Raw genomic sequence first — 24,041 nt, forward strand, 5'->3', positions numbered from 1 at the left:
CCGGCGATGGCCTTTCATAAACGGACCTGGCCTTCGTAAACGCGGACGGCAGGCCCGGTCATCATAACCGGCTGCCCCGGGCCTGCCCACTCGATGGTCAGGCGCCCGCCCGGCAGGTCGATCTGCACCGGCGACTCAAGCCAGCCCTGGCGAATGCCGGCCACCGCCGCCGCGCAGGCGCCGGTGCCGCAGGCCAGGGTCTCGCCGACTCCGCGCTCCCAGACGCGCAGGCGCGCCTGGTTCGGGTTGACCACCTGGAGGAAACCGATATTGGCCTTCTGCGGGAAGCGCGGATGCACCTCCAGGCGTGGACCGAGGGTGCGCACGGGGGCGTCGTCGACGTTGTCCACGCGCAGCACGCCATGCGGGTTGCCCATGGACACCGCGGCCAGCTCCACGTGCTCGCCGTCCAGCTCGACGCTGTAGCTGATCGCCTCGGCGTCGGCCACGAACGGTATCTGTTCCGGCGCCAGGCGCGGCGCGCCCATGTCGACGGTGATCTGGCCGTCCGGGCGGATGTTCAGTTCGATCACGCCTCCCTTGGTTTCCACCTTGATGGACTTCTTCGCGGTCAGGCGCTTGTCCAGCACGAAGCGGGCGAAGCAGCGCGCACCGTTGCCGCACTGTTCCACCTCGGAACCGTCGGAATTGAAGATGCGGTAGCGGAAGTCGACCTCGGGGTTTCCCGGCGGCTCGACGATCAGCAACTGGTCGAAACCGATGCCGGTGTAGCGGTCGCCCCACTGCTTGACGTGGCGCGGCAGGACATGGGCGTGCTGGCTGACCAGGTCGAGGACCATGAAGTCATTGCCCAGGCCGTGCATCTTGGTGAAGCGCAAAAGCATCGTCTCGGCCTCACTCCGCCAGCAGGCGCTGGTTGGCGAGCGGCCGCCCGATCGCTCCGCATCCGGGCGTGAGCGCCGAAAGCGCCGCGCCTTCCACGGACGGTTGCCCGCCGCGGACGTTGAATGCCTGCATGTGCTGCTCCCTCAGAGTCCGTAGCGGTCCTTGCTGTGTTCGCTCCGGGCCTTCTCGTCATCCGGATGGTAGAGCGGGCCTTTCTGGCCGCAGCCGGCCAGCACGGAGGCGAGCACGGCGAGTGCGACGAAGGGGAGAAGCAATCGCTTCATGGCGGAGTCCTTGTAAAAGCATCGATTGGGCCGGAGTATACCGGCCCCCCGCCGCCTTGCCTATGCGGCCGGGCTCCCGCCCGGCGGGGCTTCCAGAGCGCGAAATACGCCCTGTGGAACGCTCCGGCGAAAGGTGCCGGATGGGCCGGAGCCGGGTACGATCCCGGGGTAAACTGAGTGTTTGTTGACTGTAGAGGGAGGTTGCATGAGTACTCTGAGTGAATCCCGTTTCCACGAGCTGGTCGATGCGCTGCAGATGACGGTGGAGGACGCGTTCGACGACAGCGATCTGGATGTGGATCTGGAAAACTCCAATGGCGTGCTGACCATCCGCTTCGAAAACGGCACCCAGCTGATCCTCAGCCGCCAGCCGGCGCTGCGTCAGCTGTGGGTGGCGGCGCGTTCCGGCGGTTTCCACTTCGACTACGACGAGTCCGGCGATCTCTGGCTGAGCGACAACGGCCGCGAGCCGCTGGGGGCGCTGCTCAACCGTGCGACCATCGAGCAGGCGGGCGAGGATGTCGATTTCCCCGGCATCTGACGGCGCCCCGGACGCGCCGGTGCAGTCGCCCTGCCGTCGGCAATGCTGCCTGGACGCTGCCGACATCTGCCTCGGTTGCGGCCGCAGCCTGGGGGAAATCCTCGAATGGCGCGATGCCGACGAAATGCGCCGGCGCGAGATACTGCGGGCGGCGCAGGAACGACGGAATTCCCGCCCGGACGGTGCCTGACCGGCCGGTATTGCTTATTCCTTGGACTGTGCTAGTGTCCGGGAAAACCCCGCCTTGGGCGGGGTTTTTCTTTTTTCCGTTCACTGTAAGGGAGTATGCCGGCCACCATGACCACGCCACCGCCGATCACCATTACCCGTCTCGACCTGCAACGTCTGGAGCGCCTGCTCGACAGCCTGGATGAGTACGGGCCCGCCGCCGAAGCGCTGGAGGCCGAGCTGGCCCGCGCCCAGGTGGTCGGCCACGACGAGGTGCCGTCGGGTGTAGTGACCATGAACTCCACGGTGCGCTGCCGCGAGGAAGGCAGCGGCAAGGAATACCATCTGACCCTGGTCTATCCGGACGCCGTCGGCGGCGAAGGCAAGGTGTCGATCCTCGCGCCGGTCGGCACCGCGCTGCTCGGCCTGAGCTGCGGCCAGACCATCGACTGGCCGGCACCGAGCGGCAAGCCGCTGAAGCTCACCCTGCTGGAAGTGGAATACCAGCCCGAGGCTGCCGGCGCGTACGCACGCTGAGTCGCCATTGCCCCTCGCCTGTGACGTGCGAGGGGCGTCCCTTCTTACGCCTCGGCCAGCGCCCGGTTCAGTGCCGCTTCCAGGCGTCGCTTGTAGCGCAGGTAATGCAGGGTCTGCAGGCGGCTCTCGTCCTTCAGCGCCGACAGGTCCAGGTCGGTGATGTAGCACGGATAACGCTCCTGCCCGCGACGCCGGGCGAGGATATGCCGGGCGACCGCCTGGAACAGCTGATCGCCATATTCCAGCTCGGAAAATTCCTGGTGATCGCAATACAGCGTGATATGGCTGCGCTGGCCTTCGCCCGGTTCGATGATCGCCTGCACGTTGTAGTACGGCAGCGTCTCCAGGCCCTGGGTGACGCCACGGCGCTCGACGCGCAGGGCGCGCTGACGGCCGGGGGGCAGCACTTCGTAGTAGCGGATTTCCGGCACGGGCTGGGCCTGCGCCTCGCCCAGGGGGACCTCCGCGTTGCGCCGGAAATGCACGGCCTGCAGGAAGCGTTGCAGCGGCACCAGCAGGCCGTGCTCGTTGTCGCAGGCCTGGCGCCAGCGCCATAGCGAGTTGTGCTCGTCCAGCACGCTCAGCTCGGCCCGGCCTTCGTCGAGGCGGTAGAACACCTGGATGCAGCCGGCCTGGCCGAGCGGCAGGATCAGCGCCAGGTCGTCGCCATGCAGCGCGCCGCTATCGAGATGCAGCGGGCTGAACTCGCTGCGTTCTTCGCCGAGCCGTTCGACCAGCGCGGGCAGGTCGTCGAACACCCGGTAGTCCACCGCGCCCGGTTGCAGGTCGAGCAGGTGGAAGTGCTGGCGGATCTGCAGCAGATAGCGCCCGCGCCTGCCGCTGAGGAACTGGCCGACCACCTCGCCGAACAGCTGTTCGACGCGCTGGGCGATGGTCGTCGCACGGTTGCGGCAGAAGCAGCGCACCTGCAGGCGCGGCGGCGGAGCGCCGGCTGGCAGCGCATTGAGGTAGTCGCGCAGGCAGTCGAGCAGCGCGTGCGGGCCGCTGTAGCGGTTGACCAGCAGCTCGTTCCAGCTGTTCAGGGTGATCTGGTCGAGAGTCAGCACCAGGTTGTCGCGCATGCCGGAATAATCCAGCGCATCGGTGCGCCCGCTGGTCAGGTGGCGGTTCAGCTGGCTGTGCTGCGGCAGCGGGTCGACGCCGACGTTCACCAGGATCAGCACGCTGTCCGGCACGCTGCTGCTGAGCAGGGCGCGCTCCGGGATTTCCGCCAGCGGCAGCGGGAAGGTCTGCTGCAGGCTGGCGAGCAGTTGCGCCAGTTCGTTGTCGCAGAGATCGCTGTCGCCGGGATGCAGGGAAAGCCGGGTGCCGCTATCGACGATACCGTTGCGGTGGCTCCAGGCCAGCAGTTCGAGCAGGCCATGGGCGCGCTTCAGCGGCGCGAAGTTGCTCAGCTCCTTCGCCTTCAGGCTGCCGCCATACAGCGCCCAGAACGGCTGGCCGCCTGCTTCGCCGGCCTGCTGGCGGGCCAGGGTCAGGACGCCTTCGCCGAGGTCCGGGGCGATGCCCGGGTTGACGAACTCGACCTTGCCCGCCTTGCGTTCGAAGGCCGCGTACAGGCGCCGGCCGAGGATGCCCAGGTCACGATTGTTGATGCCCTTGCCGGCCTGCTGCAGGCGGGCGAAGCGGGACAGGAAGCGGTAGCTGTGGGTCAGCTCGTTGACCAGCGCGCGGCGCTCCAGCTGTACCTGGCGGACTTTCCACTGGTCGCGGCTGTCGAGCAGGTCGAGTGCGCGCGTGTCCCAGCCCCATTCGCCGGTCAGGCGTTCCATCAGCTTGCGTTGCCAGCTCCTGCCGGCGTTGGAAGGGCGGCGGCTGAGCCTCTTGCCGACCTTCAGGTACAGGCAGCGGCGGACCAGTTCCAGGCGCTCACGCTCGCCACCGGCGCTGAGGTATTCCTCCAGCCGGCGATAGAGCATCACGTAGGGGTCGAGCTCGTCCAGGTCCAGTTGCCCGGCGTAGACCCGGGCCTTGAGCCGCAGGCTCAGGCATTCGACCTGCGGGTGCTGGCTGGCATAGGCCTCGGTGAGCAGCAGCTTGAGCACCGACTTGTAGGGCGACTCCATGCCCTTGTACAGCTGCCACATGCCGGCGCCGATGAATTCGCTGGCGGGAACGCGCGCCAGATGGCCGAGGTCGAGCACCTCGTCGGCATCGATGAAGCGCTTGCGCAGCAGGGTGTCGATGTATTCGGCGTAGCGCGCTTCCTCGTAGACCGGCACCAGCCACCACAGCGGCGTGCGCCCGCCCAGCCAGATCGCCGTGCGGTAGAACTCGTCGAGCAGCAGATAGTGCTGGCTGCTGCCGCAATCCTCGGAGGTCAGCCGGGCCTCGCGTTCCTCGCGGACGAAGCGCTGCGGGTCGATGAGAAAGCAGTGCACCTCGGCGCCCTGGGTGCTCGCCCACTGTTCCAGCAGATCGCACTTGCGCCGCAGTTCGGCGCGCGCCGGCGCGTCGAGATCCGGACTGTGGCAGACCCAGAGGTCGAGGTCGCTGTGTTCGGCCTGGGCCACGCTGCCCAGGCTGCCCATCAGGAACAGGCCGTGGATCGGCAGCGACGGATTGCCGCGGCGCAGCTTGTAGCTGAACGAGCGGGTCAGGCGCTGGGCCTCGGCCAGCAGTTCATCATCCGGCACGAAGCCGCAGAGTCCCGCCGGCGTGTTCGCCGAGACGTAGCCGGGCAGCAGCGGGTGATTGACGTCGAGCAGCAGCGGCAGCAGGCGCAGGACCAGGCGCTGGCGCGACGACAGGGCCTCGCTGGCGCGCTGCCGGCGTTGCTCGTTGAGCGCCAGGAAGCGCCCGCGCAGTTGCGCCAGGGCCTTGCGGTCGATGCCGTCTTCGCTGTTCGGGCGAATCTCGTGGGTGAGCGTCATGGCCTGCCGAAATGGGAGTCCGGCGTCGCGCCGCGGCGCCGTGGGGTGGCCACTATATCGCCCAGAATGCAGGAAGCTTTAGGGTCTGTTGACGTCTCGTTCCGGCCGCGACGGAGCCTGTTTTTGCGCGGGGCAAGGCGCGAGGAGAGTGGTTTGGCATTCCAAATGAACGACGAGCAACGCGGCACCGCGCAAAAACAGGCCCGTCCCTTCGGGTTGCGCGGCAAATGGCGCCATGCGTCGTTGCGGGACTTGGCAAGGGAGCGACCATTCCCTGCGTCCCGCGCCTAGCCTGGCGCCATTTGTCGCAGCAACGCGGTTCGGAACGAGACGTCAACAGACCCTAATGCCGGCAGTCGGCGCAGTAGGCCGCAGGGACTGGCCTGCGAGCGAACGGCGCCGTGCCGGAAGGTCGAGCGTAGGGGGATCAGGCGGGTTTGAGGATACCCAGCAGCACCTGGGCATGTTCGGCGGCGTCGAGACCGAGGCTGGTCAGGTAGCCGCCGTCGGGCTGGTCGATCAGGCCCTTGGCATGCAGGCGTTGCGCTGCCTCGACTGCCTTGGGCGAAGCATCATGGTGCACTTTCAGGCCGGCCTTGCTGTTATCCAGGTCGAAAAGCGCGAGAAGTTCAAGTTCTGCAACCAGTTCATGCGTGAAGGCCATGGCGACTCCTTGATGGTCGAGTGTCGCTGCAGTGTAGCCCCATCGCCGGTATCCCCCGCAAGGGTCATTCTTCGCCGGGCAGTTCCGGCAGGGCGCGCAGGGCCTGCTCGTACCAGGCGCCGTCGAACGCGCGGTCGTCGCGCAGCATGGCTTCGATCTCGTAGGCCAGCACGATGGCCATCATGCGCAGGGCGTCCTCGCGCTCGTAGCCGACCAGGGTCAGCTTGTTGAACACGGCGCGGGCCGCGGGCGGCGAGTCGCTTTCGATCTGGTTCTCGATGGCCTGGACCAGCTTTTCCTCGGCGAAGGACTCTTCGCTGTCGTTGTTCTCGCTCATGGCGAATCTCCGGATGGGGTTGTGTGCCGCGTGGAAGTTGTCCAACCTGCAAGGCCAGCGGCTACGGAAGGACTGTCGGAGCACATGATCACCTATTACACCCTCGTCGGCGACCGTCTGCAGCGCCATCTGGGCGACACGCAGGGCGGCCTGCCGCCGGGAACCCTGTGGATCGACCTGTACCAGCCGACCGCCGAGGAAGAGCGCCTGCTCGAATCGCTGCTCGAAGTGGACGTGCCGACCCGCGAGGAAATGGCCGAGATCGAGGACTCCTCGCGCTTCTACGAGAGCCGCGGCGCCCTGTACATGACCACCACGGCGGTGAGCGGCATTCGCGAGCACCGGCCGAGCACGGAGGAAGTCACCTGCGTGCTGACGCCGAAGTGGCTGGTCACCGTGCGCTACACCGACCTGCTGTCGTTCCAGACCTTCGCCAACCGTACCCAGCGCGGCGGTTGCCGGCCGGCTGGCGACCTGCTGTTCGTCACGCTGATGGACTGCATCGTCGACCGCATCGCCGATGTGCTGGAGACCGTGCAGGGGCAGCTCGACACCCTGTCACGGGAGATCTTCGCCGAGCCTCCGCCGGGCGCGGGCGGCAAGCGCGTACCGAAGTCCGACCTGCAGCAGATCGTCAAGCACCTGGGGCGCAGCAACTCGCTGTTGTCCAAGCTCAACGAGAGCCTGCTCAGCATCAGCCGGCCGCTGGGCTACTTCCGCCAGGGCGGCAACGGCTGGGTCAGCGAGGAGGCGCGGCTCGGCATGAAGTCGGTGGAGCGCGACGTGCGATCGCTCAGCGAATACCTGTCGAAGATGTCCAGCGAGATGACCTTCCTGCTCGACGCCACCCTCGGCCTGATCAATATCGAGCAGAACAGCATCATCAAGGTGTTTTCCATCGCCGCCGTGCTGTTCCTGCCGCCGACGCTGGTCGGCACCGTCTATGGCATGAACTTCAAGCACATGCCCGAGTTGCTCTGGCCGGTGGGCTATCCGATGGCGCTGGTGATGATGGTGGTTTCGGCGATCCTGCCGTACCTGTGGTTCAAGTACAAAGGCTGGCTGTAGGCGCCCGGCGCCGCTTGATGCGAGTCAAGGCCGGTCCGGGGGGCAGGCATAGAGTGGGTGGGAGGAGTTTTCACCCACACAGGAGAATGCCATGCCCCAATCCGAACGCATCGATCCCGTCACACCTGTCGAACCGGCCGTCGACGTGGAGGCCCAGCAGCCGCTCAATTCGGGCGGCGAGGAAATCCGCCGGATCAGCGACGGCCCCGTAGCCCGCAAGGTGGCGCTGGCGCCGCACGGCAGCAACGAGGACTCCACCTCGGCGAAGCTGCCGGCCGGCTACCCGTACAGCGGGCGCCTGCAACGCAAGGAGTACGAGAAGCTCAAGGCGCAGCTGCAGGTGGAGTTGCTCAAGGTGCAGAACTGGGTCAAGGAAACCGGGCAGCGCGTCGTCGTGCTGTTCGAAGGGCGCGACGCGGCGGGCAAGGGCGGCACCATCAAGCGCTTCATGGAACATCTCAACCCACGCGGCGCACGGGTGGTGGCGCTGGAGAAGCCCAGCGATGCCGAGCGCGGCCAGTGGTACTTCCAGCGCTACATCCAGCATCTGCCGACGGCCGGGGAAATGGTGTTCTTCGACCGCTCCTGGTACAACCGCGCCGGCGTCGAGCGGGTGATGGGCTTCTGCACGCCGCGCGAGTACCTGGAGTTCATGCAGCAGGCGCCGGAACTGGAGCGCATGCTGGTGCGCAACGGCATCCACCTGTTCAAGTACTGGTTCTCGGTCAGCCGCGAGGAACAGCTGCGCCGCTTCGTTTCGCGCCGCGACGACCCGCTCAAGCACTGGAAGCTGTCGCCCATCGACATCCAGTCGCTGGACAAGTGGGACGACTACACCCAGGCCAAGGAAGCCATGTTCTTCCACACCGATACCGCCGATGCGCCGTGGATCACCGTCAAGTCCGACGACAAGAAGCGCGCGCGGATCAACTGCATCCGCCACTTCCTGCATACGCTGGACTACCCGGGCAAGGACCCGAAGGTCGCCAGCGCGCCCGATGGCATGCTGGTGGGGCGCGCGTCGCTGATGGAGCGCGGGGACTCGCCGAAGGCAGCCGCCGAAAGCGAACTGGCGGTCCCCGCCTGACCCGGTGCGTCACTGGCCCTGGTTGCCGGCCTGCATCATCTGCGACGACAGCGCGCGAGCGTTGCGCTCGACGATGATCGGCGCCCAGGGCCGCCCCGAGAGGGTGACTGGCGAATTGGCCTTGCTGTCCAGATCGCGCAGGGCACTTTTCAGGTACTCCCAGCGGCTCTGCAGCTTCTTGGTCGAAGTCCCCTCCGGGCCGCTGGCGATGAGCTGGTTGATACCCTGGTCGAGCACCGGCACCAGCATGCTCTCGTCCTGGCCGAAATAGACCTGGGGATTCTCCCGGGCGATCTCCAGGTTGCCCACATAGGAACGCCCCAGGTACAGGACCGTGACGAACTCCAGGCGGGCCGGCAGTTGCCAGGTCGGCGGTTGCTGCGGATCGCCGGCCGGCACGAAGCGCTCGACCTGGGCAAGGAAGCCGAGCAGCGCGTGGCTGAGGTCCCTGGTATAGCGCCAGGGTACATCGTCCTCGCCCTGGCCGAAGGCGGCGCCCTGCTCGACCATGTTCGCGAGCTCCTGGTATTTGCGTTTCAGGCCTTCATCCGCTTGTGCATAGCCGTTCACCGCGCTCCCCAGCGCGGCGAGGTCGCTTTTCATCTGCGTGAGGTGCTTTTCCTGGAAGCCTTCGCCGCGATACAGCAGCAGGCTGCTGATCGACTGGCAGGCCGAGACCTGCATGTTCTGCAGTTGCTGCTCCTCGGGAGAGAGACTGGCGTGGGCCGCTTGGCTGAAGAGTGCGAGACAGAACAGTAACGCATGGAACAGAAAGGACTTTCTGAGCATGGCGGGAGTTTCCCTATTGTTATTGTTTGAGCCGCCGGAGGCCTGGTCTGGACATACCCCAAGTTGCCGGGCATGGGCGATTTCGAGCGCGCGCCGGCTGTCCCTGGCCGGTTCGAACCCACCGAATACCGCACTGGATGCGGCATCGGTCCTGCGTCGTGGAATCCTTCCCCCATCAGCAAGAGCGTTTCTTCCTGCTGAGATTTCCTACGGATGTGGAGATTTCCTAGGCTAACGCTGGCACGGCAGCATACAACCCTCCAAAAGGGTGAATCTCCTACCCGTTAGCCCGGGTTCTGTGCGGCGTCGCACAATCCTGCGTGGTCGACGATCTCGATGGTGCCGTAGCCGAGACGCAGGATGCCCCTGGCTTCCAGCTCCTTGAGGATCTGGTTGGTGGTCTGCCGCGACAGCGAGAGCATGGACGCGAGCTGTTCCTGCGGCAGGTTCAGCTCGCGCCGGCCGATGCTGGCGCCGCCGTAGCCCTCGGCGATCAGGAGCAGGCGCCGGGCCAGACGTGGCGCGGCGGGCAGCAGCGAATGCGCTTCCAGTACACCGAAAAGCATGCGCAGCTTATGGCTCATCAGCAGGCCCAGTTCGCGCCAGTATTCCGGATGCTGATCGAGCAGCCGGAGCAGCGCGGCCTGGGGAATCTGCAGGAGCGTCGTCGGACGCTCGGCGAAGGCGTCATGGGTGCGTGCCTGGCCATCGAACAGACAGATTTCGCCGAACCAGTTGGGCGGCTCGATCAGGCCGAGCAGGGCTTCCTTGCCATTCGCACCGACCACGCCGATGCGCACCGCGCCTTCGACCACGCAATACAGGCCGCACGGCGCGTCGCCGCGGCTGAACAGGCATTGCCCGGCTGGCAGGCGGCGCACCACGGCGAACTCGCCCAGTGCATCGCGCAGGCCGTCGGGCAGCGCGCGGAACCAGCGGCCATTGGAAATGCGCGGGATGAAGGAAATTGCCTCAGACATGGCTTTGTCATCCAGCCGACAGAGTGGGAAAGTAGGAGCATGCCATCATGCCGGCACCTTCAGGGAGAACAACAATGAAAACCCTAGTCGACCACCTCGCCCAGTACGCCGCCTACCACCGTGACCGCCGCAACATCGTCACTCATTTCATCGGCATTCCCATGATCGTGCTCGCCATCGCCGTGCTGCTGTCCCGGCCCGGCATCCAGCTGGCCGGCCTGACCCTGGCGCCGGCGACCTTGCTGTCGCTGGCGGCGGCAATCTTCTACCTGCGCCTGGACCGGCGCTTCGGCGTGGCGATGCTGGTATTGCTGGCCATCTCGCTGTGGATCGGCGCCGGCCTGGCGGCGGCCTCGACCGCGACGTGGCTGGGCTGGGGGCTGGGACTGTTCGTGGTCGGCTGGATCATCCAGTTCGTCGGCCACTGGTACGAGGGGCGCAAGCCGGCCTTCGTCGACGATCTGACCGGCCTGATCGTCGGGCCGCTGTTCGTGGTCGCCGAGGCGGCGTTCCTGCTCGGCATGCGCGATGAAGTGCGGCGCGCCGTGGAAGAGCGCGCCGGCCCGACCTGTATTCGCGACAGGAAAACCACCGCCTGAGTCTCAGGTGCTCGCCGGTGCAGGCGTGAAGCAACAAGGGCGGCTGGTCTGCTGCCGCCCTTTTTCGTTCTCGGTCAGACGAGGGCTTCGCGGACGAAGTCCAGCCGGTCCTGGCCGAAGAACATCCGCTCGCCGACGAACATGGTCGGCGCACCGAAGGCCCCGCGTTTGACGGCTTCCTCGGTATTCGCCTTCAGCGCGTCCTTGATCTCCTGCTCGCCGGTCAGGGCCAGCAGCTCCTGGGGATCGAAGCCGGCGGCTGCCAGCGTGGCGCCCAGTACTGCCGGATCGCCGAGGTTGCACGGTTCCACCCACATGGCGTGATACACGGCTTGCACATAGTCCGCGAAGCGCTGCGGCTGGCGCAGTTGCACGGCTACCGCGCCGCGCATCAGCAGCAGGGTGTTGATCGGGAATGCCGGGTTCATCTTCAGCGGCACGCCATAGCGCTCGGCGAAACGCTGCATGTCGAGCAGCATGTAGCGTCCCTTGGCCGGAATCTGGATCGGCGAGGCGTTACCGGTGACCTGGAAGATGCCGCCGAGCAGGATCGGCCGGTAGATCAGGTCGGCGCCGGTTTCGGCGCAGATTTTCGGCAGCTGGGTGTAGGCCAGGTAGCTGGTGGGGCTGCCGAAGTCGAAGAAGAACTCTACGGATTTGTTCATGTTGTTTTTCCGGGTTTGGCTGGTGCGGAGGAGTTGGCCGATGGGTATCGCTGTGCTCAACCCATCCTACGATGTGGTGTCAGTAGGTTGGTGCTGAGCTTGCGAAGCCCAACGGAGCGCTGCCCGGCAATCGTTGGGCTTCGCTGCGCTCAGCGCCAACCTACGCGGTTTACCAGGGCTCCATCCAGGGGCGCAGGTCCAGTTCGAAGGTCCAGGCGTCGCGTGGCTGGGTATGCAGATACCAGTAATTCTCGGCGATGTGCTTGGGATCGAGGATGCCGGCCTGGTCCTTCAGTGCGTATTTCTGCGGGAAGTTGTCGCGGATGAATTCGGTGTCGATGGCGCCGTCGACCACCACATGGGCCACGTGCAGGCCACGCGGGCCGAGTTCCCGCGCCATGCTCTGGGCCAGCGCGCGGATGCCGTGCTTGGCGCCGGCGAAGGCGGCGAAATTGGCGGCGCCGCGCAGTCCGGCGGTGGCGCCGGTGAACAGGATGGTGCCGCGCTGGCGGGTGACCATGCGCCTGGCCACCTCGCGGCCAGTGAGGAAGCCGGCGAAGCAGGCCATTTCCCAGATCTTGAAGTACTTGCGCGCGGTCTCGTCGAGGATGCTGCAGGGCACGTTGGCGCCGATGTTGAAGACGAAGGCTTCGATGGGGCCGATATCGCGCTCGATGGTTTCGACCAGTTCGACCACGTCCTCTTCCTTGCGCGCGTCGGAGGCGAAGCCGTGGGCTTCGCCGCCCTCGGCGCGGATCGTGTCCACCAGCGGCTGCAGCTTGTCCGCCGAACGCCGGGTGACGCAGGCGACATAGCCTTCGCGGGCGAAACGGCGGGCGATGGCCCCGCCGGTGGCATCGCCGGCGCCGACAACCAGCACGACTTTCTTGGTGTTATCCATGACGCGCCCTCTTTGGTAAACGATCGTTAGGTAAACGAACGTTATGCTACGATTTCCAGACTCGTCAAGTCATGCCGCGGAGGCGCCCGATGCGCTATTCAGCCACCCACAAGGAAGACACCCGCCAGCGCCTGCTGCACAGCAGCGGGGCTATTGCCAAGCGCGGGGGGTTCGCCACTGCGGGCGTCGATGGCCTGATGAAGGCGGTCGGCCTTACCGGCGGTGCGTTCTACAGCCATTTCTCGTCGAAGGACGAGCTGTTCGCCGCTGTCGTCGCCCATGAGTTGAGCCACAGTGCACGCATGCTGGCTGGCGAGAAGGGCGAGTTCAGCCGCGACAAGCTGGAGCGCTGCCTGCAGCGTTACCTGAACCTGGGCCATGTGCAGCACCCGGAGAAAGGCTGCCTGTTGCCGAGCCTGGGCGCGGAAATCGCCCGCGCGGATGTGGCGGTGCGCGAGACCGCCGAACACTGGCTGGTGAAACTGCAGCAGGCCTGGGCGGAGGTGCTGGGCTCGGAGCAGAGCGCCTGGGCGCTGTTGAGCCAGTGCGTCGGCGCGCTGGTGGTGGCGCGGATGGTCGCCAGCGAGGAAACGCAGCAGGCAATCATCGAGGCAAGCCGGATGATGATCGCCGAGGTGCTGGAGCGACCGTAGGTTGGTGCTGAGCGAAGCGAAGCCCAACACCCGCCGGCAACCACGCCGTTGGGCTTCGCAAGCTCAGCGCCAACCTACGGCACCTGCAGGGTGGCGTTGAGCGCAGCGATACCCACGCGGTTCAAGCCCATCAGAGGCTGGCGGCCTGCTGGTAGGTCTTCGGCTTGAAGTAGAGCGTCTGGCCGCGTGCCAGGCCGCTGAGGCTGTCGTGGTCCTTCACCACTTCGGCCTCGATCAGTTCTTCCTGGCCTTCGACCTTCAGCGTCACCCGGGTGATCGCGCCCAGCGGGCGGATTTCGCGGACTTCGGCGGCACGGTGTTCCGCTTCCGCGTGGCGCGACAGCGAGATTTCGTGCGGGCGGAACAGCAGGTGTTCGTCCTCGCCCAGGTGCAGGCGGTTGGAGTCGCCGAGGAAGTGGTAGACGAAATCGCTCGCCGGATTCTCGTAGACCTCGCCGGGCGAGCCGATCTGCTCGATCACGCCCTTGTTCATCACCACGATGCGGTCGGCGACTTCCATCGCCTCTTCCTGATCGTGGGTGACGAACACGCTGGTCAGGTTGATCTCCTCGTGCAGGCGCGCCAGCCAGCGGCGCAGCTCCTTGCGCACCTTGGCGTCGAGGGCGCCGAAGGGTTCGTCTAGCAGCAGGATCTTCGGTTCCACCGCCAGCGCGCGGGCCAGGGCGATACGCTGGCGCTGGCCGCCGGAGAGCTGTTCCGGATAGCGGTCGGACAGCCAGTCGAGCTGCACCATGTTCAGCAGTTCGTGGACCTTCTCGGCGATCCGCGATTCGCTCGGGCGCTCCTTCTTCGGCTTCATGCGCAGGCCGAAGGCGACGTTGTCGAACACCGTCATGTGGCGGAACAGCGCGTAGTGCTGGAACACGAAGCCGACGTTGCGATCTCGCACGTCGTGCTGACTCACGTCTTCCCCATGGAACACGATGTTCCCGGCGTCCGGGGTTTCCAGGCCGGCGATGATCCGCAGCAGGGTGGTCTTGCCGCAGCCGGACGGGCCGAGCAGGGCGACCAGTTCGCCGCTCTTGATATCCAGGTTGATGTCGTTCAGCGCCTTGAAGGCGTGGAAGTTCTTGCTGACGTTACGGATTTCGATGCTCATGGCTTACTCCTCGTCAGCGTTGCTTTTCAGTCGGGACATGCGGGATTCGCTCCACTGCTTGAGCAGAAGGATGACCAGGGCCATCAGCAGCAGCAGGCTGGCAACGCTGAAGGCGGCGACGTGGTTGTATTCGTTGTAGAGGATCTCGACGTGCAGCGGCAGGGTGTTGGTGACGCCGCGGATGTGCCCGGAGACCACCGATACCGCGCCGAACTCGCCCATCGCCCGCGCGGTGCACAGCACTACGCCGTAGATCAGGCCCCATTTGATGTTCGGCAGGGTGACGTGCCAGAACATCTGCCAGCCGTTGGCGCCGAGCAGGCGCGCGGCCTCTTCCTCCTGGGTGCCCTGTTCCTGCATCAGCGGGATCAGTTCGCGGGCGACGAAGGGGAATGTGACGAAGAGGGTGGCCAGGACGATGCCGGGCACGGCGAAGACGATCTGGATGTCATGCTCGCTCAGCCACTCGCCGAAATAGCCCTGGGCGCCGAACAGCAGCACGTAGATCAGACCGGCGATCACCGGTGAGACCGAGAACGGCAGGTCGATCAGGGTCACCAGCACGCTCTTGCCGGGGAACTCGAACTTGGTCACGCACCAGGCGGCGGCGACGCCGAATACCACGTTGAGCGGCACCGAAATGGCCACGGCGATCAGCGTCAGCTTGAGCGCGGCGAGGGCATCGGGTTCGAGGATCGACTCGAAGAAGGTGCCCAGGCCCATCTTCAGTGCCTCGCTGAGCACCACGAACAGCGGCAGCAGCAGGAACAGGCCGAACACCAGCCAGGCCAGGACGATCAGGGCGCGGCGGCCCCAGGGATTGCCGCGGCGGGCGGCGTTGGCAGCGGAGGCGGCCGAAAGCGTTGCAGAACTCATGGCGCTCTCCTCAGGGGGTTTCGATGCGGCGCTGCAGCAGGTTGATCAGCAGCAGCAGGACGAAGGCGACCACCAGCATCAGCACGCCGATGGCGGTGGCGCCGGTGTAGTCGTACTGGTCCAGCTTGACCATGATCAGCAGCGGCAGGATTTCGGTCTTCATCGGCATGTTGCCGGCGATGAAGATCACCGAGCCGTACTCGCCGATGCCACGGGCGAACGCCAGGGCGAAGCCGGTCAGCCAGGCGGGCAGCAGGGCCGGCAGGAGCACATGGCGGAACACCTGCAGCGGCTTGGCGCCGAGGCAGGCGGCGGCCTCTTCGACTTCGCGGGGGATGTCGGCGAGTACCGGCTGCACCGTGCGCACCACGAAGGGCAGGACCACGAAGGTCAGCGCCAGGGTGATGCCGAGCTGGGTGTAGGCGATCTTCAGGCCGAACTCGCCGGCGACCCTGCCGACCAGACCGGCCGGCGCGTACAGCGCGGTGAGGGCGATGCCGGCGACGGCGGTGGGCAGGGCGAAGGGCAGGTCGATCATCGCGTCGATGATCTTGCGCCCGGGGAACTCGTAGCGCACCAGCACCCAGGCCAGCAGCGTGCCGATCACGCCGTTGATCAGCGCAGCGACGAGCGCCGCACCGAAGCTGAGCTTCAGCGCGGCGAGCACGCGTGGAGCGGTGATGATGGTCCAGAACTGGTCCCAGGAAAGCTGGGTGGTCTTGAGGAACATGGCCCCCAGCGGAATCAGCACCAACAGGCTGAGATACACCAGGGTGTACCCCAGAGTCAGCCCGAAGCCGGGTATGACCGGGGAAATACGGCGTGACATTGTCCGTCCTTCTTCTGTGTTGCCCGGCGGTCGAGTCCTGCCGGGTTCACTCTCACCATGAAGCTACCGGTCGCCTCTCAGCGGCCGGTAGCCGTTTTTTCCGCAGTCTGCGGCTGCTTTCAATGCGCCTGGTAGATCTTGTCGAAGATGCCGCCGTCGTTGAAGAACTTGGGCTGGGCTTCCTTCCAGCCACCGAAGTCCTTGTCGATGGTCACCAGGTTGAGTTTCGGGAACTGCTGGGCGAACTCGGCAGCGACCTTCTCGTTGCGCGGGCGGTAGAAGTTCTGCGCGGCGATGCGCTGGCCTTCTTCGCTGTACAGGTACTTCAGGTATTCCTCGGCGACCTTGCGGGTGCCTTTCTTGTCGACCACCTTGTCGACCACCGCGACCGGCGGTTCGGCGAGGATGGACAGCGACGGCACGACGATCTCGAAGTTTTCCCCGCCCTGTTCCTTCTTCGCCAGGAACGCTTCGTTCTCCCAGGCCAGCAGCACGTCGCCGATGTTGTTGTTGACGAAGGTGATGGTCGAGCCGCGGGCGCCAGTGTCGAGAACCGGCACATGCTTGTACAGGTCCTTGACGTAGGCCTCGGCCTTCTCGTCACTGCCGTACTGCTTCTTCGCCCAGGCCCAGGCGGCGAGGAAGTTCCAGCGGGCGCCGCCGGAGGTTTTCGGGTTGGGCGTGATGACTTCCACGCCTTCCTTGGTGAGGTCGCCCCAGTCCTTGATGTTCTTCGGGTTGTCCTTGCGCACCAGGAACACGATGGTCGAGGTGTAGGGGGTGCTGTTGTCCGGCAGGCGCGCCTGCCAGTCGGCGGGCAGCAGTTTGCCGAGCTTGTTCAGTTCGTCGATATCGCCGGCCAGGGCCAGGGTCACCACGTCGGCCTTCAGGCCGTCGATCACCGCGCGGGCCTGCTTGCCGGAGCCGCCATGGGACTGCTGCACTTTCAGCTCGTCGCCGCCCTGATCTTTCCAGTGCTTGGCGAAGGCCGCGTTATAGGCCTGGTACAGCTCGCGAGTGGGGTCGTAGGAAACGTTGAGCAATTGCGTGGCGGCGGCGACCGGGCCGGCGACCAGGGTGGAAACCAGGGCTCCGGCCAGCGCGGCCAGGGCGAAACGACGAATGGACATGTGCAGCTCCTGAAAAATCGATTGTTTTGTGTTGGCTGTTTTGTATGGAGGTATCAACCGCGCATCGCTGCTTGCGGTCGACAGCTGCAGTACCGGCGAGGATTGGCAGGCGACAGGGCGTTCAAGACGGCTCTCCGGTTGTCCAGTCGAGGTCGGGAAGGCTCAGGCCTGTTTTCCGGCGGGTTGCTGGAGGCGGAATTTTTCCTTGCGCTCGATCTGGACCACCTGGCCGTTGTGCACGGTGATTTCCACCGCGCCGAAACGCAGGCCGTTCAGGGCGCTCTGGACTTCGCGGAGGATGCTGGCGGCATCCTGGCCGTCCAGGCTGCGGAGGGTTGCGCTCATTGTTGTGCTCCTTGTGAGGTTGCTATCAGCGTGAGCGCATCTTAAACAGAGGGTATTTATTCTGAAAAATACTGTTTTATAATTTTTATATTCTTAATTCTTATATTCGCCTAGATCGGTGACTTCCGCCTTGCTCTGCCAGTTCATCTCGCTGGCGGGCCGTGGACGGCCATACCAGTAACCCTGGCCCATGTCGCAGGCATATTCGCGGAGGAAGGCAGCCTGATCGGCGTGCTCGACCCCCTCGGCGACGACCTTGAGCCCCATGCTGTGGGCCAGGGCGATCACCGCGCAGGCGATCGCCGCATCCTCGCTGTCGTCCGGCAGGCCGGCGATGAAGCCCTGGTCGATCTTCAGCTTGTGCACCGGCATCTTCTTCAGGCGCATCAGCGACGAATAGCCGGTGCCGAAATCGTCGATCGCCAGGCGCACGCCCAGCATGCGCAGCTGGGAAAGCTGTTGCAGCGCCTGGTCGACATTCTGCATGACCGCGCTTTCGGTCACTTCCAGTTCCAGGTAATGCGCCGGCAGCCCGGTTTCCTTGAGGACGCTTTCCACCCGCTGCATCAGCCCGCCGCGGTTGAACAGGCGGCTGGAAAGGTTGACCGCGACGAAGTCGAGGGCGATCCCCTGGTCGAGCCAGGAGCGGATCTGCCGGCAGGCCTGTTGCAGCACCCAGGCGTCGATCGAGGTGATCAGCCCGCTTTCTTCCGCCACCGGAATGAACATGCCGGGCGGAACCATGCCGAGATGGGGATGCTGCCAGCGAACCAGCGCCTCGGCCCCGACCACCCGGCCGCTGGCGATCTCATGCACCGGCTGGAAGAAGACCCGCAGCTCGTCGCGTTCGAGCGCCTGGCGCAGGGCGGCTTCCACCTGCACGTGGGAATGCGCCCGGGCGGTCAGCTCCGGGGTATAGAAGGCGTAGGCGTTGCGTCCGCTGGCCTTGGCCTGGAACAGCGCGGCGTCGGCATGCTGCAGCAGGTGGTCGACGTCCTGCGCGTCGTCCGGATAGAGGCTGACGCCCAGGCTGACGGACATGTAGATCGGGTTGCCGTCGACGTAGAACGGGTCGTGCATGGCCTCCAGCAGGCGCTGGGCCGTCCGGCTGGCGTGGTATTCGTGCTGGCTGCGCAGGACCACGGCGAATTCGTCGGCACCCAGGCGGGCCAGCGAGCTGTTTTCGTCCAGGCACTCCCGCAGGCGTTCGGCCACGGCCTTGATCAGCAGGTCGCCGGCGGCATGCCCGAGGCTGTCGTTGATGTGCTTGAAATGATCGAGGTCGAGCACCAGCAGGGCGCCGCTGCCGCGCTCGATTTCGGCGTGGGCCATCGCCTGCTCGATGCGCTCGCGCAGCAGCAGGCGGTTGGGCAGGCCGGTGAGGGGGTCGCGGTGGACGAGGAACTCCAGCTCCTTCTGCGAGCGCTTCACGTTGCTGAGATCGGAGAACAGCGCGACGTAATGGGTGAGCTGGCCCTGCTCGTTGTACACCGCGCGAATGTGCTGCCACTGCGGGTACACCTCGCCGCTCTTGCGCCGGTTCCAGATTTCGCCGTTCCAGGCGCCTTCACTGAGCAGGGCATGCCACATGGCCTTGTAGAAGGTGGCGTCCTGGCGTCCGGACTTGAGCATCGATGGGTCGTGGCCGAGCACCTCGTCCGCGCTGTAGCCGGTGATGCGGGTGAAGGACGGGTTGACGTGCACGATCGTGCCCTGCAGGTCGGTCACCAGCAGGCCTTCCTGGGTGGTCTCGAAGACCGCCGCGGCTTGGCGCAGGTAATCGTCCTTGCTGCGCTGGTCGGTAATGTCGCTGCAGACGCCGGTCATGCGCAGCGGTTCGCCGCTTTCATCGCGGATCACCCGGCCGCGGGAATGGATCCAGCGATAGCTGCCGTCGGTATGCAGCAGCCGGTACACGCAGTCCAGCTGCGGCGTATCGCCCGCCAGGTGGGCCTGATGGGCGGCCAGGGTCGCTTCGCGATCCTCCGGGTGCAGGCGGCTTTCCCAGAGTTCGTATTCGTCGCTGAGGCTTTCGCGGGGCAGGCCGAACAGTCTCGCGAAGCCCGGCGAGTAGAACACTTTGTTGGTGCGCAGGTCCCAGTCCCAGATGCCGTCCTCGACTGCTTCGAGCGCGCGGTTCAGGCGTTGCTCGCTCTGCTCCATGGCGGCGTAGGCGGCTGCCTGGCGCTTGAACTGGCGGAGCAGGAGGACATACAGGATGGCTGCCGTGACGGCCAGGAACAGGTACTTCTTCTCGCTCATCCATTTCAGGTATTCGTCCGAGTCGCCAAAGCGCAGCTGCAGGAAATGCTCGCTGAGCAATACCCAGGAAATGGCCAGGACCAGGTAGATCAGACAGATTCGGAGGGCGCTCAGGTGTGGACGCATGGGGCGCTTGCCGGGAGATATTCGGTTGTCAGTATAGAGGGAGCCGATATTTCGCAATTCGTATCAAAAAGACCGGATGGTTTTCCCCGCTTCCTTAGTGATAATGCGAACTGGCCGTCTCTGTGATGCCACTTTTCCATACGCTTCCGAGGTTCATTACCTTCCATGTGGTACAACGGTTTCCTCGACCTGTCGCCATGGCAACTGGTAGTGGTCACGCTGATCCTGACCCACGTCACGATCGTCAGCGTCACTGTCTACCTGCATCGCTATTCGGCGCACCGCTCGCTCGAGCTGCATCCCGCGCTGCAGCATTTCTTCCGCTTCTGGCTGTGGCTGACCACGGCGATGAACACCCGCGAGTGGACCGCCATCCACCGCAAGCACCACGCCAAGTGCGAAACCGCCGATGATCCGCACAGCCCGATCTACAAGGGGCTGGGTACGGTCCTGCGCAAGGGCGCCGAACTGTATCAGGAAGAGGCGAAGAACGCCGAAACCCTGCGCATCTACGGCAAGAACTGCCCGGACGACTGGCTGGAGCGGAACGTCTATTCTCGCTTCCCGATCGCTGGGGTGACCCTGATGGCGATCATCGATCTGGCGCTGTTCGGCGCGCTCGGCCTGACCGTCTGGGCCGTGCAGATGATGTGGATTCCAGTATGGGCCGCCGGCGTCGTCAATGGCCTGGGCCATGCCGTCGGCTATCGCAATTTCGAATGCCGCGACGCCGCTACCAACCTGGTGCCGTGGGGCATCCTGATCGGCGGCGAGGAGCTGCACAACAACCATCACACCTACCCGAACTCCGCCAAGCTGTCGGTGAAGAAGTGGGAGTTCGACATGGGCTGGGCGTGGATCAAGCTGTTCTGCTTCCTGCGCCTGGCCAAGGTGGCGCGCGTCGCGCCCATCGCCCACCGGGTCGAGGGCAAGGGCAGCCTGGACATGGATACCGCCATGGCCATCCTCAACAACCGCTTCCAGATCATGGCGCAGTACCGCAAGCTGGTGATCGGGCCGCTGGTCAAGCAGGAACTGGCCAAGGCCGACGAGTCGGTGCGTCACCTGTTCCGTCGCGGCAAGCGCCTGCTGTCGCGGGAGACCAGCCTGCTGGAGGAGCGCCAGCAGGCGCGCATCCAGGATCTGCTGGCGCAGAGCCAGGCGTTGCAGGTGATCTACGAGAAGCGCCTGGCGTTGCAGCAGATCTGGGCCAAGACCAGCGCCAACGGCCACGACATGCTGGGAGCGATCAAGCAGTGGGTGCAGGAGGCGGAAGCCAGCGGCATCCAGTCGCTGCATGATTTCGCCGCGCAACTGAAAACCTACTCGCTGCGCCCGGCCAACTGACAGCCAGCCGCGTCGTCCCCGGGAAGCCCGCCTTTTTTGGCGGGCTTTTCGTTTCCGCTGCAACCGACTATCTAAGTAAGGGTCATATCACCTTTCTGCAGGACGATCCGGGAGTGGAATGATGGACGGACAGGGACGGCTCCCCATGAGTGCCGAAGAGGCCTTGCTTGCGCTGATGCACAGCCGCGCCGAAGTGGAACGGCTGAAGGAGCGCGAGCATCTGTTCAGCACGCTGCTGGCCAGCGTGAATGCCGTGCTCTGGGCATTCGACTGGCAAGCCCGGCGCATGGTCTACGTGAGTCCCGCCTACGAGCGCATCTTCGGCCGTTCCGCCGCCCTGCTGCTGGCCGACTTCGAAGAGTGGCGCAGCTCCGTCTACCCGGACGACCTGGAATACGCCGAGAGTTCGCTGCTGCAGGCCCTGGAGATCGGCGCCATGGAGCACAGGGAGTACCGCATCATCCGCAGCGACGGCGAAGTGCGCTGGCTGAGCGACAAATGCTTCGTCGGCCGGCAGACCGAGGCCGGCCTGCCGTTGCTGATCGTCGGCATCGCCGAGGACATCACCGACAAGAAGCAGATGGAGAACGAGCTGCACCGGCTGGCCACCACCGATGTGCTGACCCAGAGCAGCAACCGCCGCTACTTCTTCGACAGCGCCGAGCAGGCCTTCGCCAAGAGCAAGTCGACAGGTACGCCGCTGGCGTTCCTGCTGCTCGATGTCGACGACTTCAAGCTGATCAACGACCGCTACGGCCATCAGGTCGGCGACCAGGTGCTGCAGCGCATCGCCCAGTGCGGCGCGGGGGCCCTGCGCCGTGGCGATCTGTTCGGACGGATCGGCGGCGAGGAGTTCGCCGTGCTGCTGTCCGGCTGCGACGAGTCCACCGCCAGGCAGATCGGCGAACGCCTGCAGCGCGAAGTCCAGCGTTTGCGCTTCTGCGAGACGGGGGAGTACTTCAGCGTGTCCATCAGCCAGGGCATGACGCTGCTGCAGTCCGGCGACGAAAGCCTGTCGATGCTGTTCAGCCGCGCGGATGCCGCGCTGTACGAAGCCAAGCGCAGGGGCAAGGACCGGCTGGTCCAGGGCTGAGTGGCTTGCAGGGGAAATCTCCGACAGGAGATTTCCCCTGTTGCTGATCGAAACTTCCTTCGATGGATACCTCTTCAGGTGGACAGACGCGTCGGAGTCCGCTGCGTTACCATATATAACCAAATATGATCTTTACAAAATCATTAATTCTTTTTTGATTTAAGTAGAATCCCTTATCGTCGCCGCATGCAGCCGCAAGGTCCGCATGGGGAACATCACTTCGGTGGGCTGAACGCCGTTCGCTTTCATACCCGCTGCCTTTCTCTGCCTGCCTGCACCACGCCCTCGAACAGAGGCGCGCCACAAGTTCCAGACCGGTTTCGGCTGTGTGTGCCACGGCCAGGCGAGTTTCGCCTCCGACTTTGCGGGGGCCGCCAGATTTGAAGACCACCTGATGGGGAAATAATGGAAATGAAAAGTCGTACCCGTGAGCTATCCAGCCTGGCTGTCAGCATCGCCGTCGCCAGCCTCGGCCTCGTCGCCCAGTCGGTCTCCGCTGCTGGCTTCATCGAAGACAGCAAGGCCAGCCTGACGCTGCGCAACTTCTACATCAACTCGGACAACCGCCAGTTCGTCGACGCACCTTCCAAGCAGGAAGAGTGGGGTCAGGGCTTCCTGCTCAACTACCAGTCCGGCTTCACCGAAGGCACAGTCGGGGTCGGTGTCGACGCCCTCGGCCTGCTCGGCGTCAAACTGGATTCCGGCAAGGGTCGCCACTACAACCCCACCAGCGCCAGCTACGGCGGCACCGTGTTCCCCACCGACAACGACGGCCACGCCAAGGATGATTTCGGCAGCCTGGGCGTGACCGGAAAGGTACGTCTCTCCAAGACCGAGGCGCGCATCGGCACCCTGCTGCCGAAGCTGCCGGTAGTGACCTACAACGACGGCCGCCTGCTGCCGCAGACCTTCGAGGGCGGGCAGATCACTTCGAACGAATTCGCCGGCCTGACCCTGCTCGCCGGCCAGCTGGAACACGCCAAGGGGCGCAACTCCAGCGATGCCCGGGGCCTGTCCATCGCCGGCGCGAACAACGCCCGCAGCGGCCAGTTCGTCAACAAGTTCTACTTCGCCGGCGGCGACTATAAGGTCACCGACGACCTCACCGCCCAGTACTACTACGGCAACCTGGAAGACTTCTACAAACAGCACTTCCTCGGCCTGACCCACAACTGGGCGCTGCCGGTGGGCGCGCTGAAGTCCGACCTGCGCTACTTCTACAGCGATTCCGACGGCAGGAACGCCAGTGCCGCCGGCCGCGCCGAAGGCTTCCGCAGCAGCGGCAACTGGGCGGCCAACGACCCGGATCGCTTCGAGGTGGACAACCGCACCTGGAGTGCCTTCTTCACCTACAGCCTGGGCGGCCACGCGGCGAGCCTGGGCTACCAGCAGGTATCCGGCGACAGCGCCTTCCCCTTCCTCAACCAGGGCGACGGCGCCACTGCCTACCTGATCACCGACCGTCAGATCGGCAAGTTCCTCAGCGCCGGCGAACGCACCTGGGTGGCCGAGTACGGTTACGACTTCGCCAAGCTCGGCGTACCGGGCCTGAAGGCGATAGCCACCTACCTGAAGGGCAGCAACATCGAGACCCAGGCCAGCGACCAGGGCGAGTGGGAACGCGATTTCCGCCTCGACTACGTGCTGCAGGAAGGCCCACTGAAAGGCCTCGGCTTCTCCTGGCGCAATGCCTCCCTGCGCAGCGACGCGGTTCGCGATCAGGACGAGAACCGCCTGATCCTGAGCTACACCCTGACACTGCTGTAAGAAGCCAAGCCTCCTCTCCCGTATCCGGGAGAGGAGTTCCTGTAGGTTGGCGCTGAGCTTGCGAAGCCCAACATTGCTATCAGCAGTTGTTGGGTAGGTGTTGGGCTTCACTGCGTTCAGCACCAACCTACAG

The 24,041-nt window shown here is 65.1% G+C and carries 26 protein-coding genes; 10 read left to right on the forward strand and 16 right to left on the reverse strand.

Annotated features, from left to right (window positions below; all coding sequences use genetic code 11):
* Window positions 1–14: 14 nt before the first annotated feature.
* The 3 genes from dapF to lptM are packed head-to-tail and all read right to left on the reverse strand — an operon-like array spanning window position 15 to window position 1,130.
* Window positions 15–845: a diaminopimelate epimerase gene (gene dapF / locus JFY56_RS13090; RefSeq protein ID WP_208314183.1), complete on the reverse strand. Its 831-nt coding sequence runs from the start codon at window positions 843–845 to the stop codon at window positions 15–17.
* Window positions 846–855: 10 nt separating this feature from the next.
* The gene (locus JFY56_RS24530; protein WP_268968866.1) at window positions 856–978 is read right to left on the reverse strand and encodes a hypothetical protein; all 123 of its coding nucleotides are present in this window, start codon (window positions 976–978) and stop codon (window positions 856–858) included.
* An 11-nt stretch (window positions 979–989) separates the two neighbouring features.
* Complete coding sequence (gene lptM / locus JFY56_RS13095; protein ID WP_208314184.1) at window positions 990–1,130, reverse strand: LPS translocon maturation chaperone LptM; 141 nt, start codon at window positions 1,128–1,130, stop codon at window positions 990–992.
* A 205-nt stretch (window positions 1,131–1,335) separates the two neighbouring features.
* On the opposite strand from lptM, the gene cyaY reads away from it, so the two are divergent.
* The 3 genes from cyaY (at window position 1,336) to rnk (ending at window position 2,376) form a co-directional block, all read left to right on the forward strand.
* Entirely contained in the window at window positions 1,336–1,671 is a 336-nt protein-coding gene (gene cyaY, locus JFY56_RS13100; protein WP_208314185.1) for an iron donor protein CyaY, read from the forward strand.
* Window positions 1,649–1,861 (forward strand): DUF1289 domain-containing protein, encoded by a 213-nt coding sequence (locus JFY56_RS13105; protein ID WP_208314186.1) that lies wholly within the window; start codon window positions 1,649–1,651, stop codon window positions 1,859–1,861. Before cyaY ends, JFY56_RS13105 begins: the two co-directional genes overlap by 23 nt.
* Before the next feature lie 107 nt (window positions 1,862–1,968).
* On the forward strand, window positions 1,969–2,376 hold the full coding sequence (gene rnk, locus JFY56_RS13110; RefSeq protein ID WP_208314187.1) for a nucleoside diphosphate kinase regulator: 408 nt from the start codon (window positions 1,969–1,971) through the stop codon (window positions 2,374–2,376).
* A 44-nt stretch (window positions 2,377–2,420) separates the two neighbouring features.
* Here the strand turns inward: rnk and JFY56_RS13115 are convergent, their stop codons facing one another.
* From JFY56_RS13115 to JFY56_RS13125, 3 genes are all read right to left on the reverse strand, one after another.
* Entirely contained in the window at window positions 2,421–5,270 is a 2,850-nt protein-coding gene (locus tag JFY56_RS13115) for a class I adenylate cyclase (RefSeq protein ID WP_208314188.1), read from the reverse strand.
* 427 nt (window positions 5,271–5,697) lie between these two features.
* On the reverse strand, window positions 5,698–5,934 hold the full coding sequence (locus JFY56_RS13120; protein ID WP_208314189.1) for a TIGR02647 family protein: 237 nt from the start codon (window positions 5,932–5,934) through the stop codon (window positions 5,698–5,700).
* A gap of 64 nt (window positions 5,935–5,998) precedes the next feature.
* On the reverse strand, window positions 5,999–6,271 hold the full coding sequence (locus JFY56_RS13125) for a hypothetical protein (protein ID WP_208314190.1): 273 nt from the start codon (window positions 6,269–6,271) through the stop codon (window positions 5,999–6,001).
* A gap of 84 nt (window positions 6,272–6,355) precedes the next feature.
* On the opposite strand from JFY56_RS13125, the gene JFY56_RS13130 reads away from it, so the two are divergent.
* Together JFY56_RS13130 and ppk2 are read left to right on the forward strand one after the other, a co-directional pair.
* Window positions 6,356–7,339: a magnesium transporter CorA family protein gene (locus JFY56_RS13130; protein ID WP_208314191.1), complete on the forward strand. Its 984-nt coding sequence runs from the start codon at window positions 6,356–6,358 to the stop codon at window positions 7,337–7,339.
* A 91-nt stretch (window positions 7,340–7,430) separates the two neighbouring features.
* Window positions 7,431–8,426 (forward strand): polyphosphate kinase 2, encoded by a 996-nt coding sequence (gene ppk2 / locus JFY56_RS13135; protein WP_208314192.1) that lies wholly within the window; start codon window positions 7,431–7,433, stop codon window positions 8,424–8,426.
* Between the two features lie 9 nt (window positions 8,427–8,435).
* Here ppk2 and JFY56_RS13140 read toward each other — a convergent pair whose 3' ends face one another.
* Both JFY56_RS13140 and JFY56_RS13145 read right to left on the reverse strand, forming a co-directional pair.
* Window positions 8,436–9,215 (reverse strand): hypothetical protein, encoded by a 780-nt coding sequence (locus JFY56_RS13140; RefSeq protein ID WP_208314193.1) that lies wholly within the window; start codon window positions 9,213–9,215, stop codon window positions 8,436–8,438.
* A 284-nt stretch (window positions 9,216–9,499) separates the two neighbouring features.
* Complete coding sequence (locus JFY56_RS13145; RefSeq protein WP_208314194.1) at window positions 9,500–10,195, reverse strand: Crp/Fnr family transcriptional regulator; 696 nt, start codon at window positions 10,193–10,195, stop codon at window positions 9,500–9,502.
* A gap of 74 nt (window positions 10,196–10,269) precedes the next feature.
* On the opposite strand from JFY56_RS13145, the gene JFY56_RS13150 reads away from it, so the two are divergent.
* On the forward strand, window positions 10,270–10,794 hold the full coding sequence (locus JFY56_RS13150) for an Mpo1 family 2-hydroxy fatty acid dioxygenase (protein ID WP_208314195.1): 525 nt from the start codon (window positions 10,270–10,272) through the stop codon (window positions 10,792–10,794).
* A gap of 74 nt (window positions 10,795–10,868) precedes the next feature.
* Here JFY56_RS13150 and JFY56_RS13155 read toward each other — a convergent pair whose 3' ends face one another.
* Window positions 10,869–11,459 carry a 2-hydroxychromene-2-carboxylate isomerase gene (locus JFY56_RS13155; protein ID WP_208314196.1) on the reverse strand — a complete coding sequence of 197 codons (591 nt, stop codon included), beginning with the start codon at window positions 11,457–11,459 and terminating at the stop codon, window positions 10,869–10,871.
* Window positions 11,460–11,628: 169 nt separating this feature from the next.
* Window positions 11,629–12,360 (reverse strand): SDR family oxidoreductase, encoded by a 732-nt coding sequence (locus JFY56_RS13160; protein WP_208314197.1) that lies wholly within the window; start codon window positions 12,358–12,360, stop codon window positions 11,629–11,631.
* A gap of 89 nt (window positions 12,361–12,449) precedes the next feature.
* Here JFY56_RS13160 and JFY56_RS13165 point away from each other — a divergent pair, with 89 nt between their 5' ends.
* The gene (locus JFY56_RS13165) at window positions 12,450–13,013 is read left to right on the forward strand and encodes a TetR/AcrR family transcriptional regulator (RefSeq protein ID WP_208314198.1); all 564 of its coding nucleotides are present in this window, start codon (window positions 12,450–12,452) and stop codon (window positions 13,011–13,013) included.
* Window positions 13,014–13,143: 130 nt separating this feature from the next.
* Here the strand turns inward: JFY56_RS13165 and JFY56_RS13170 are convergent, their stop codons facing one another.
* The 6 genes from JFY56_RS13170 to JFY56_RS13195 all read right to left on the reverse strand — a co-directional run bounded on the left by JFY56_RS13170 (window position 13,144) and on the right by JFY56_RS13195 (window position 19,701).
* Window positions 13,144–14,133, reverse strand: a complete 990-nt coding sequence (locus JFY56_RS13170; RefSeq protein WP_208314199.1) for a sulfate/molybdate ABC transporter ATP-binding protein — start codon at window positions 14,131–14,133, stop codon at window positions 13,144–13,146.
* A gap of 3 nt (window positions 14,134–14,136) precedes the next feature.
* Window positions 14,137–15,009, reverse strand: coding sequence for a sulfate ABC transporter permease subunit CysW (gene cysW, locus JFY56_RS13175; RefSeq protein WP_208314200.1), 873 nt, complete (start codon window positions 15,007–15,009; stop codon window positions 14,137–14,139).
* 10 nt (window positions 15,010–15,019) lie between these two features.
* On the reverse strand, window positions 15,020–15,838 hold the full coding sequence (gene cysT / locus JFY56_RS13180) for a sulfate ABC transporter permease subunit CysT (protein ID WP_208314201.1): 819 nt from the start codon (window positions 15,836–15,838) through the stop codon (window positions 15,020–15,022).
* Between the two features lie 119 nt (window positions 15,839–15,957).
* Complete coding sequence (locus JFY56_RS13185; RefSeq protein ID WP_208314202.1) at window positions 15,958–16,968, reverse strand: sulfate ABC transporter substrate-binding protein; 1,011 nt, start codon at window positions 16,966–16,968, stop codon at window positions 15,958–15,960.
* Window positions 16,969–17,130: 162 nt separating this feature from the next.
* Window positions 17,131–17,313, reverse strand: a complete 183-nt coding sequence (gene oscA, locus JFY56_RS13190) for a sulfur starvation response protein OscA (protein ID WP_208314203.1) — start codon at window positions 17,311–17,313, stop codon at window positions 17,131–17,133.
* Between the two features lie 93 nt (window positions 17,314–17,406).
* Window positions 17,407–19,701, reverse strand: coding sequence for a putative bifunctional diguanylate cyclase/phosphodiesterase (locus tag JFY56_RS13195; protein WP_208314204.1), 2,295 nt, complete (start codon window positions 19,699–19,701; stop codon window positions 17,407–17,409).
* A gap of 165 nt (window positions 19,702–19,866) precedes the next feature.
* Here JFY56_RS13195 and desA point away from each other — a divergent pair, with 165 nt between their 5' ends.
* From desA to JFY56_RS13210, 3 genes are all read left to right on the forward strand, one after another.
* Window positions 19,867–21,048 carry a delta-9 fatty acid desaturase DesA gene (gene desA, locus JFY56_RS13200; RefSeq protein WP_208314205.1) on the forward strand — a complete coding sequence of 394 codons (1,182 nt, stop codon included), beginning with the start codon at window positions 19,867–19,869 and terminating at the stop codon, window positions 21,046–21,048.
* Window positions 21,049–21,169: 121 nt separating this feature from the next.
* Window positions 21,170–22,141, forward strand: coding sequence for a GGDEF domain-containing protein (locus tag JFY56_RS13205; protein ID WP_208314206.1), 972 nt, complete (start codon window positions 21,170–21,172; stop codon window positions 22,139–22,141).
* A gap of 411 nt (window positions 22,142–22,552) precedes the next feature.
* Complete coding sequence (locus JFY56_RS13210) at window positions 22,553–23,908, forward strand: OprD family porin (RefSeq protein WP_208314207.1); 1,356 nt, start codon at window positions 22,553–22,555, stop codon at window positions 23,906–23,908.
* Window positions 23,909–24,041: the final 133 nt, after the last annotated feature.

Source organism: Pseudomonas schmalbachii, assembly GCF_017589465.1.
Lineage (GTDB): Bacteria > Pseudomonadota > Gammaproteobacteria > Pseudomonadales > Pseudomonadaceae > Pseudomonas > Pseudomonas schmalbachii.

Bases quoted from the DNA above. Each gene is read 5' to 3' on its own strand.
- cysT (WP_208314201.1), bottom strand. From the start codon at position 15,838: ATGTCACGCCGTATTTCCCCGGTCATACCCGGCTTCGGGCTGACTCTG.
- JFY56_RS13165 (WP_208314198.1), top strand. From the start codon at position 12,450: ATGCGCTATTCAGCCACCCACAAGGAAGACACCCGCCAGCGCCTGCTG.
- JFY56_RS13205 (WP_208314206.1), top strand. From the start codon at position 21,170: ATGGACGGACAGGGACGGCTCCCCATGAGTGCCGAAGAGGCCTTGCTT.
- JFY56_RS13120 (WP_208314189.1), bottom strand. From the start codon at position 5,934: ATGGCCTTCACGCATGAACTGGTTGCAGAACTTGAACTTCTCGCGCTT.
- rnk (WP_208314187.1), top strand. From the start codon at position 1,969: ATGACCACGCCACCGCCGATCACCATTACCCGTCTCGACCTGCAACGT.
- JFY56_RS13160 (WP_208314197.1), bottom strand. From the start codon at position 12,360: ATGGATAACACCAAGAAAGTCGTGCTGGTTGTCGGCGCCGGCGATGCC.
- JFY56_RS13140 (WP_208314193.1), bottom strand. From the start codon at position 9,215: ATGCTCAGAAAGTCCTTTCTGTTCCATGCGTTACTGTTCTGTCTCGCA.
- JFY56_RS13195 (WP_208314204.1), bottom strand. From the start codon at position 19,701: ATGCGTCCACACCTGAGCGCCCTCCGAATCTGTCTGATCTACCTGGTC.
- JFY56_RS13145 (WP_208314194.1), bottom strand. From the start codon at position 10,195: ATGTCTGAGGCAATTTCCTTCATCCCGCGCATTTCCAATGGCCGCTGG.
- cysW (WP_208314200.1), bottom strand. From the start codon at position 15,009: ATGAGTTCTGCAACGCTTTCGGCCGCCTCCGCTGCCAACGCCGCCCGC.
- JFY56_RS13150 (WP_208314195.1), top strand. From the start codon at position 10,270: ATGAAAACCCTAGTCGACCACCTCGCCCAGTACGCCGCCTACCACCGT.
- JFY56_RS13170 (WP_208314199.1), bottom strand. From the start codon at position 14,133: ATGAGCATCGAAATCCGTAACGTCAGCAAGAACTTCCACGCCTTCAAG.
- oscA (WP_208314203.1), bottom strand. From the start codon at position 17,313: ATGAGCGCAACCCTCCGCAGCCTGGACGGCCAGGATGCCGCCAGCATC.
- JFY56_RS13185 (WP_208314202.1), bottom strand. From the start codon at position 16,968: ATGTCCATTCGTCGTTTCGCCCTGGCCGCGCTGGCCGGAGCCCTGGTT.
- JFY56_RS13155 (WP_208314196.1), bottom strand. From the start codon at position 11,459: ATGAACAAATCCGTAGAGTTCTTCTTCGACTTCGGCAGCCCCACCAGC.
- desA (WP_208314205.1), top strand. From the start codon at position 19,867: ATGTGGTACAACGGTTTCCTCGACCTGTCGCCATGGCAACTGGTAGTG.
- JFY56_RS13210 (WP_208314207.1), top strand. From the start codon at position 22,553: ATGAAAAGTCGTACCCGTGAGCTATCCAGCCTGGCTGTCAGCATCGCC.
- JFY56_RS13130 (WP_208314191.1), top strand. From the start codon at position 6,356: ATGATCACCTATTACACCCTCGTCGGCGACCGTCTGCAGCGCCATCTG.
- JFY56_RS24530 (WP_268968866.1), bottom strand. From the start codon at position 978: ATGCAGGCATTCAACGTCCGCGGCGGGCAACCGTCCGTGGAAGGCGCG.
- JFY56_RS13125 (WP_208314190.1), bottom strand. From the start codon at position 6,271: ATGAGCGAGAACAACGACAGCGAAGAGTCCTTCGCCGAGGAAAAGCTG.
- ppk2 (WP_208314192.1), top strand. From the start codon at position 7,431: ATGCCCCAATCCGAACGCATCGATCCCGTCACACCTGTCGAACCGGCC.
- JFY56_RS13115 (WP_208314188.1), bottom strand. From the start codon at position 5,270: ATGACGCTCACCCACGAGATTCGCCCGAACAGCGAAGACGGCATCGAC.
- dapF (WP_208314183.1), bottom strand. From the start codon at position 845: ATGCTTTTGCGCTTCACCAAGATGCACGGCCTGGGCAATGACTTCATG.
- cyaY (WP_208314185.1), top strand. From the start codon at position 1,336: ATGAGTACTCTGAGTGAATCCCGTTTCCACGAGCTGGTCGATGCGCTG.
- JFY56_RS13105 (WP_208314186.1), top strand. From the start codon at position 1,649: ATGTCGATTTCCCCGGCATCTGACGGCGCCCCGGACGCGCCGGTGCAG.
- lptM (WP_208314184.1), bottom strand. From the start codon at position 1,130: ATGAAGCGATTGCTTCTCCCCTTCGTCGCACTCGCCGTGCTCGCCTCC.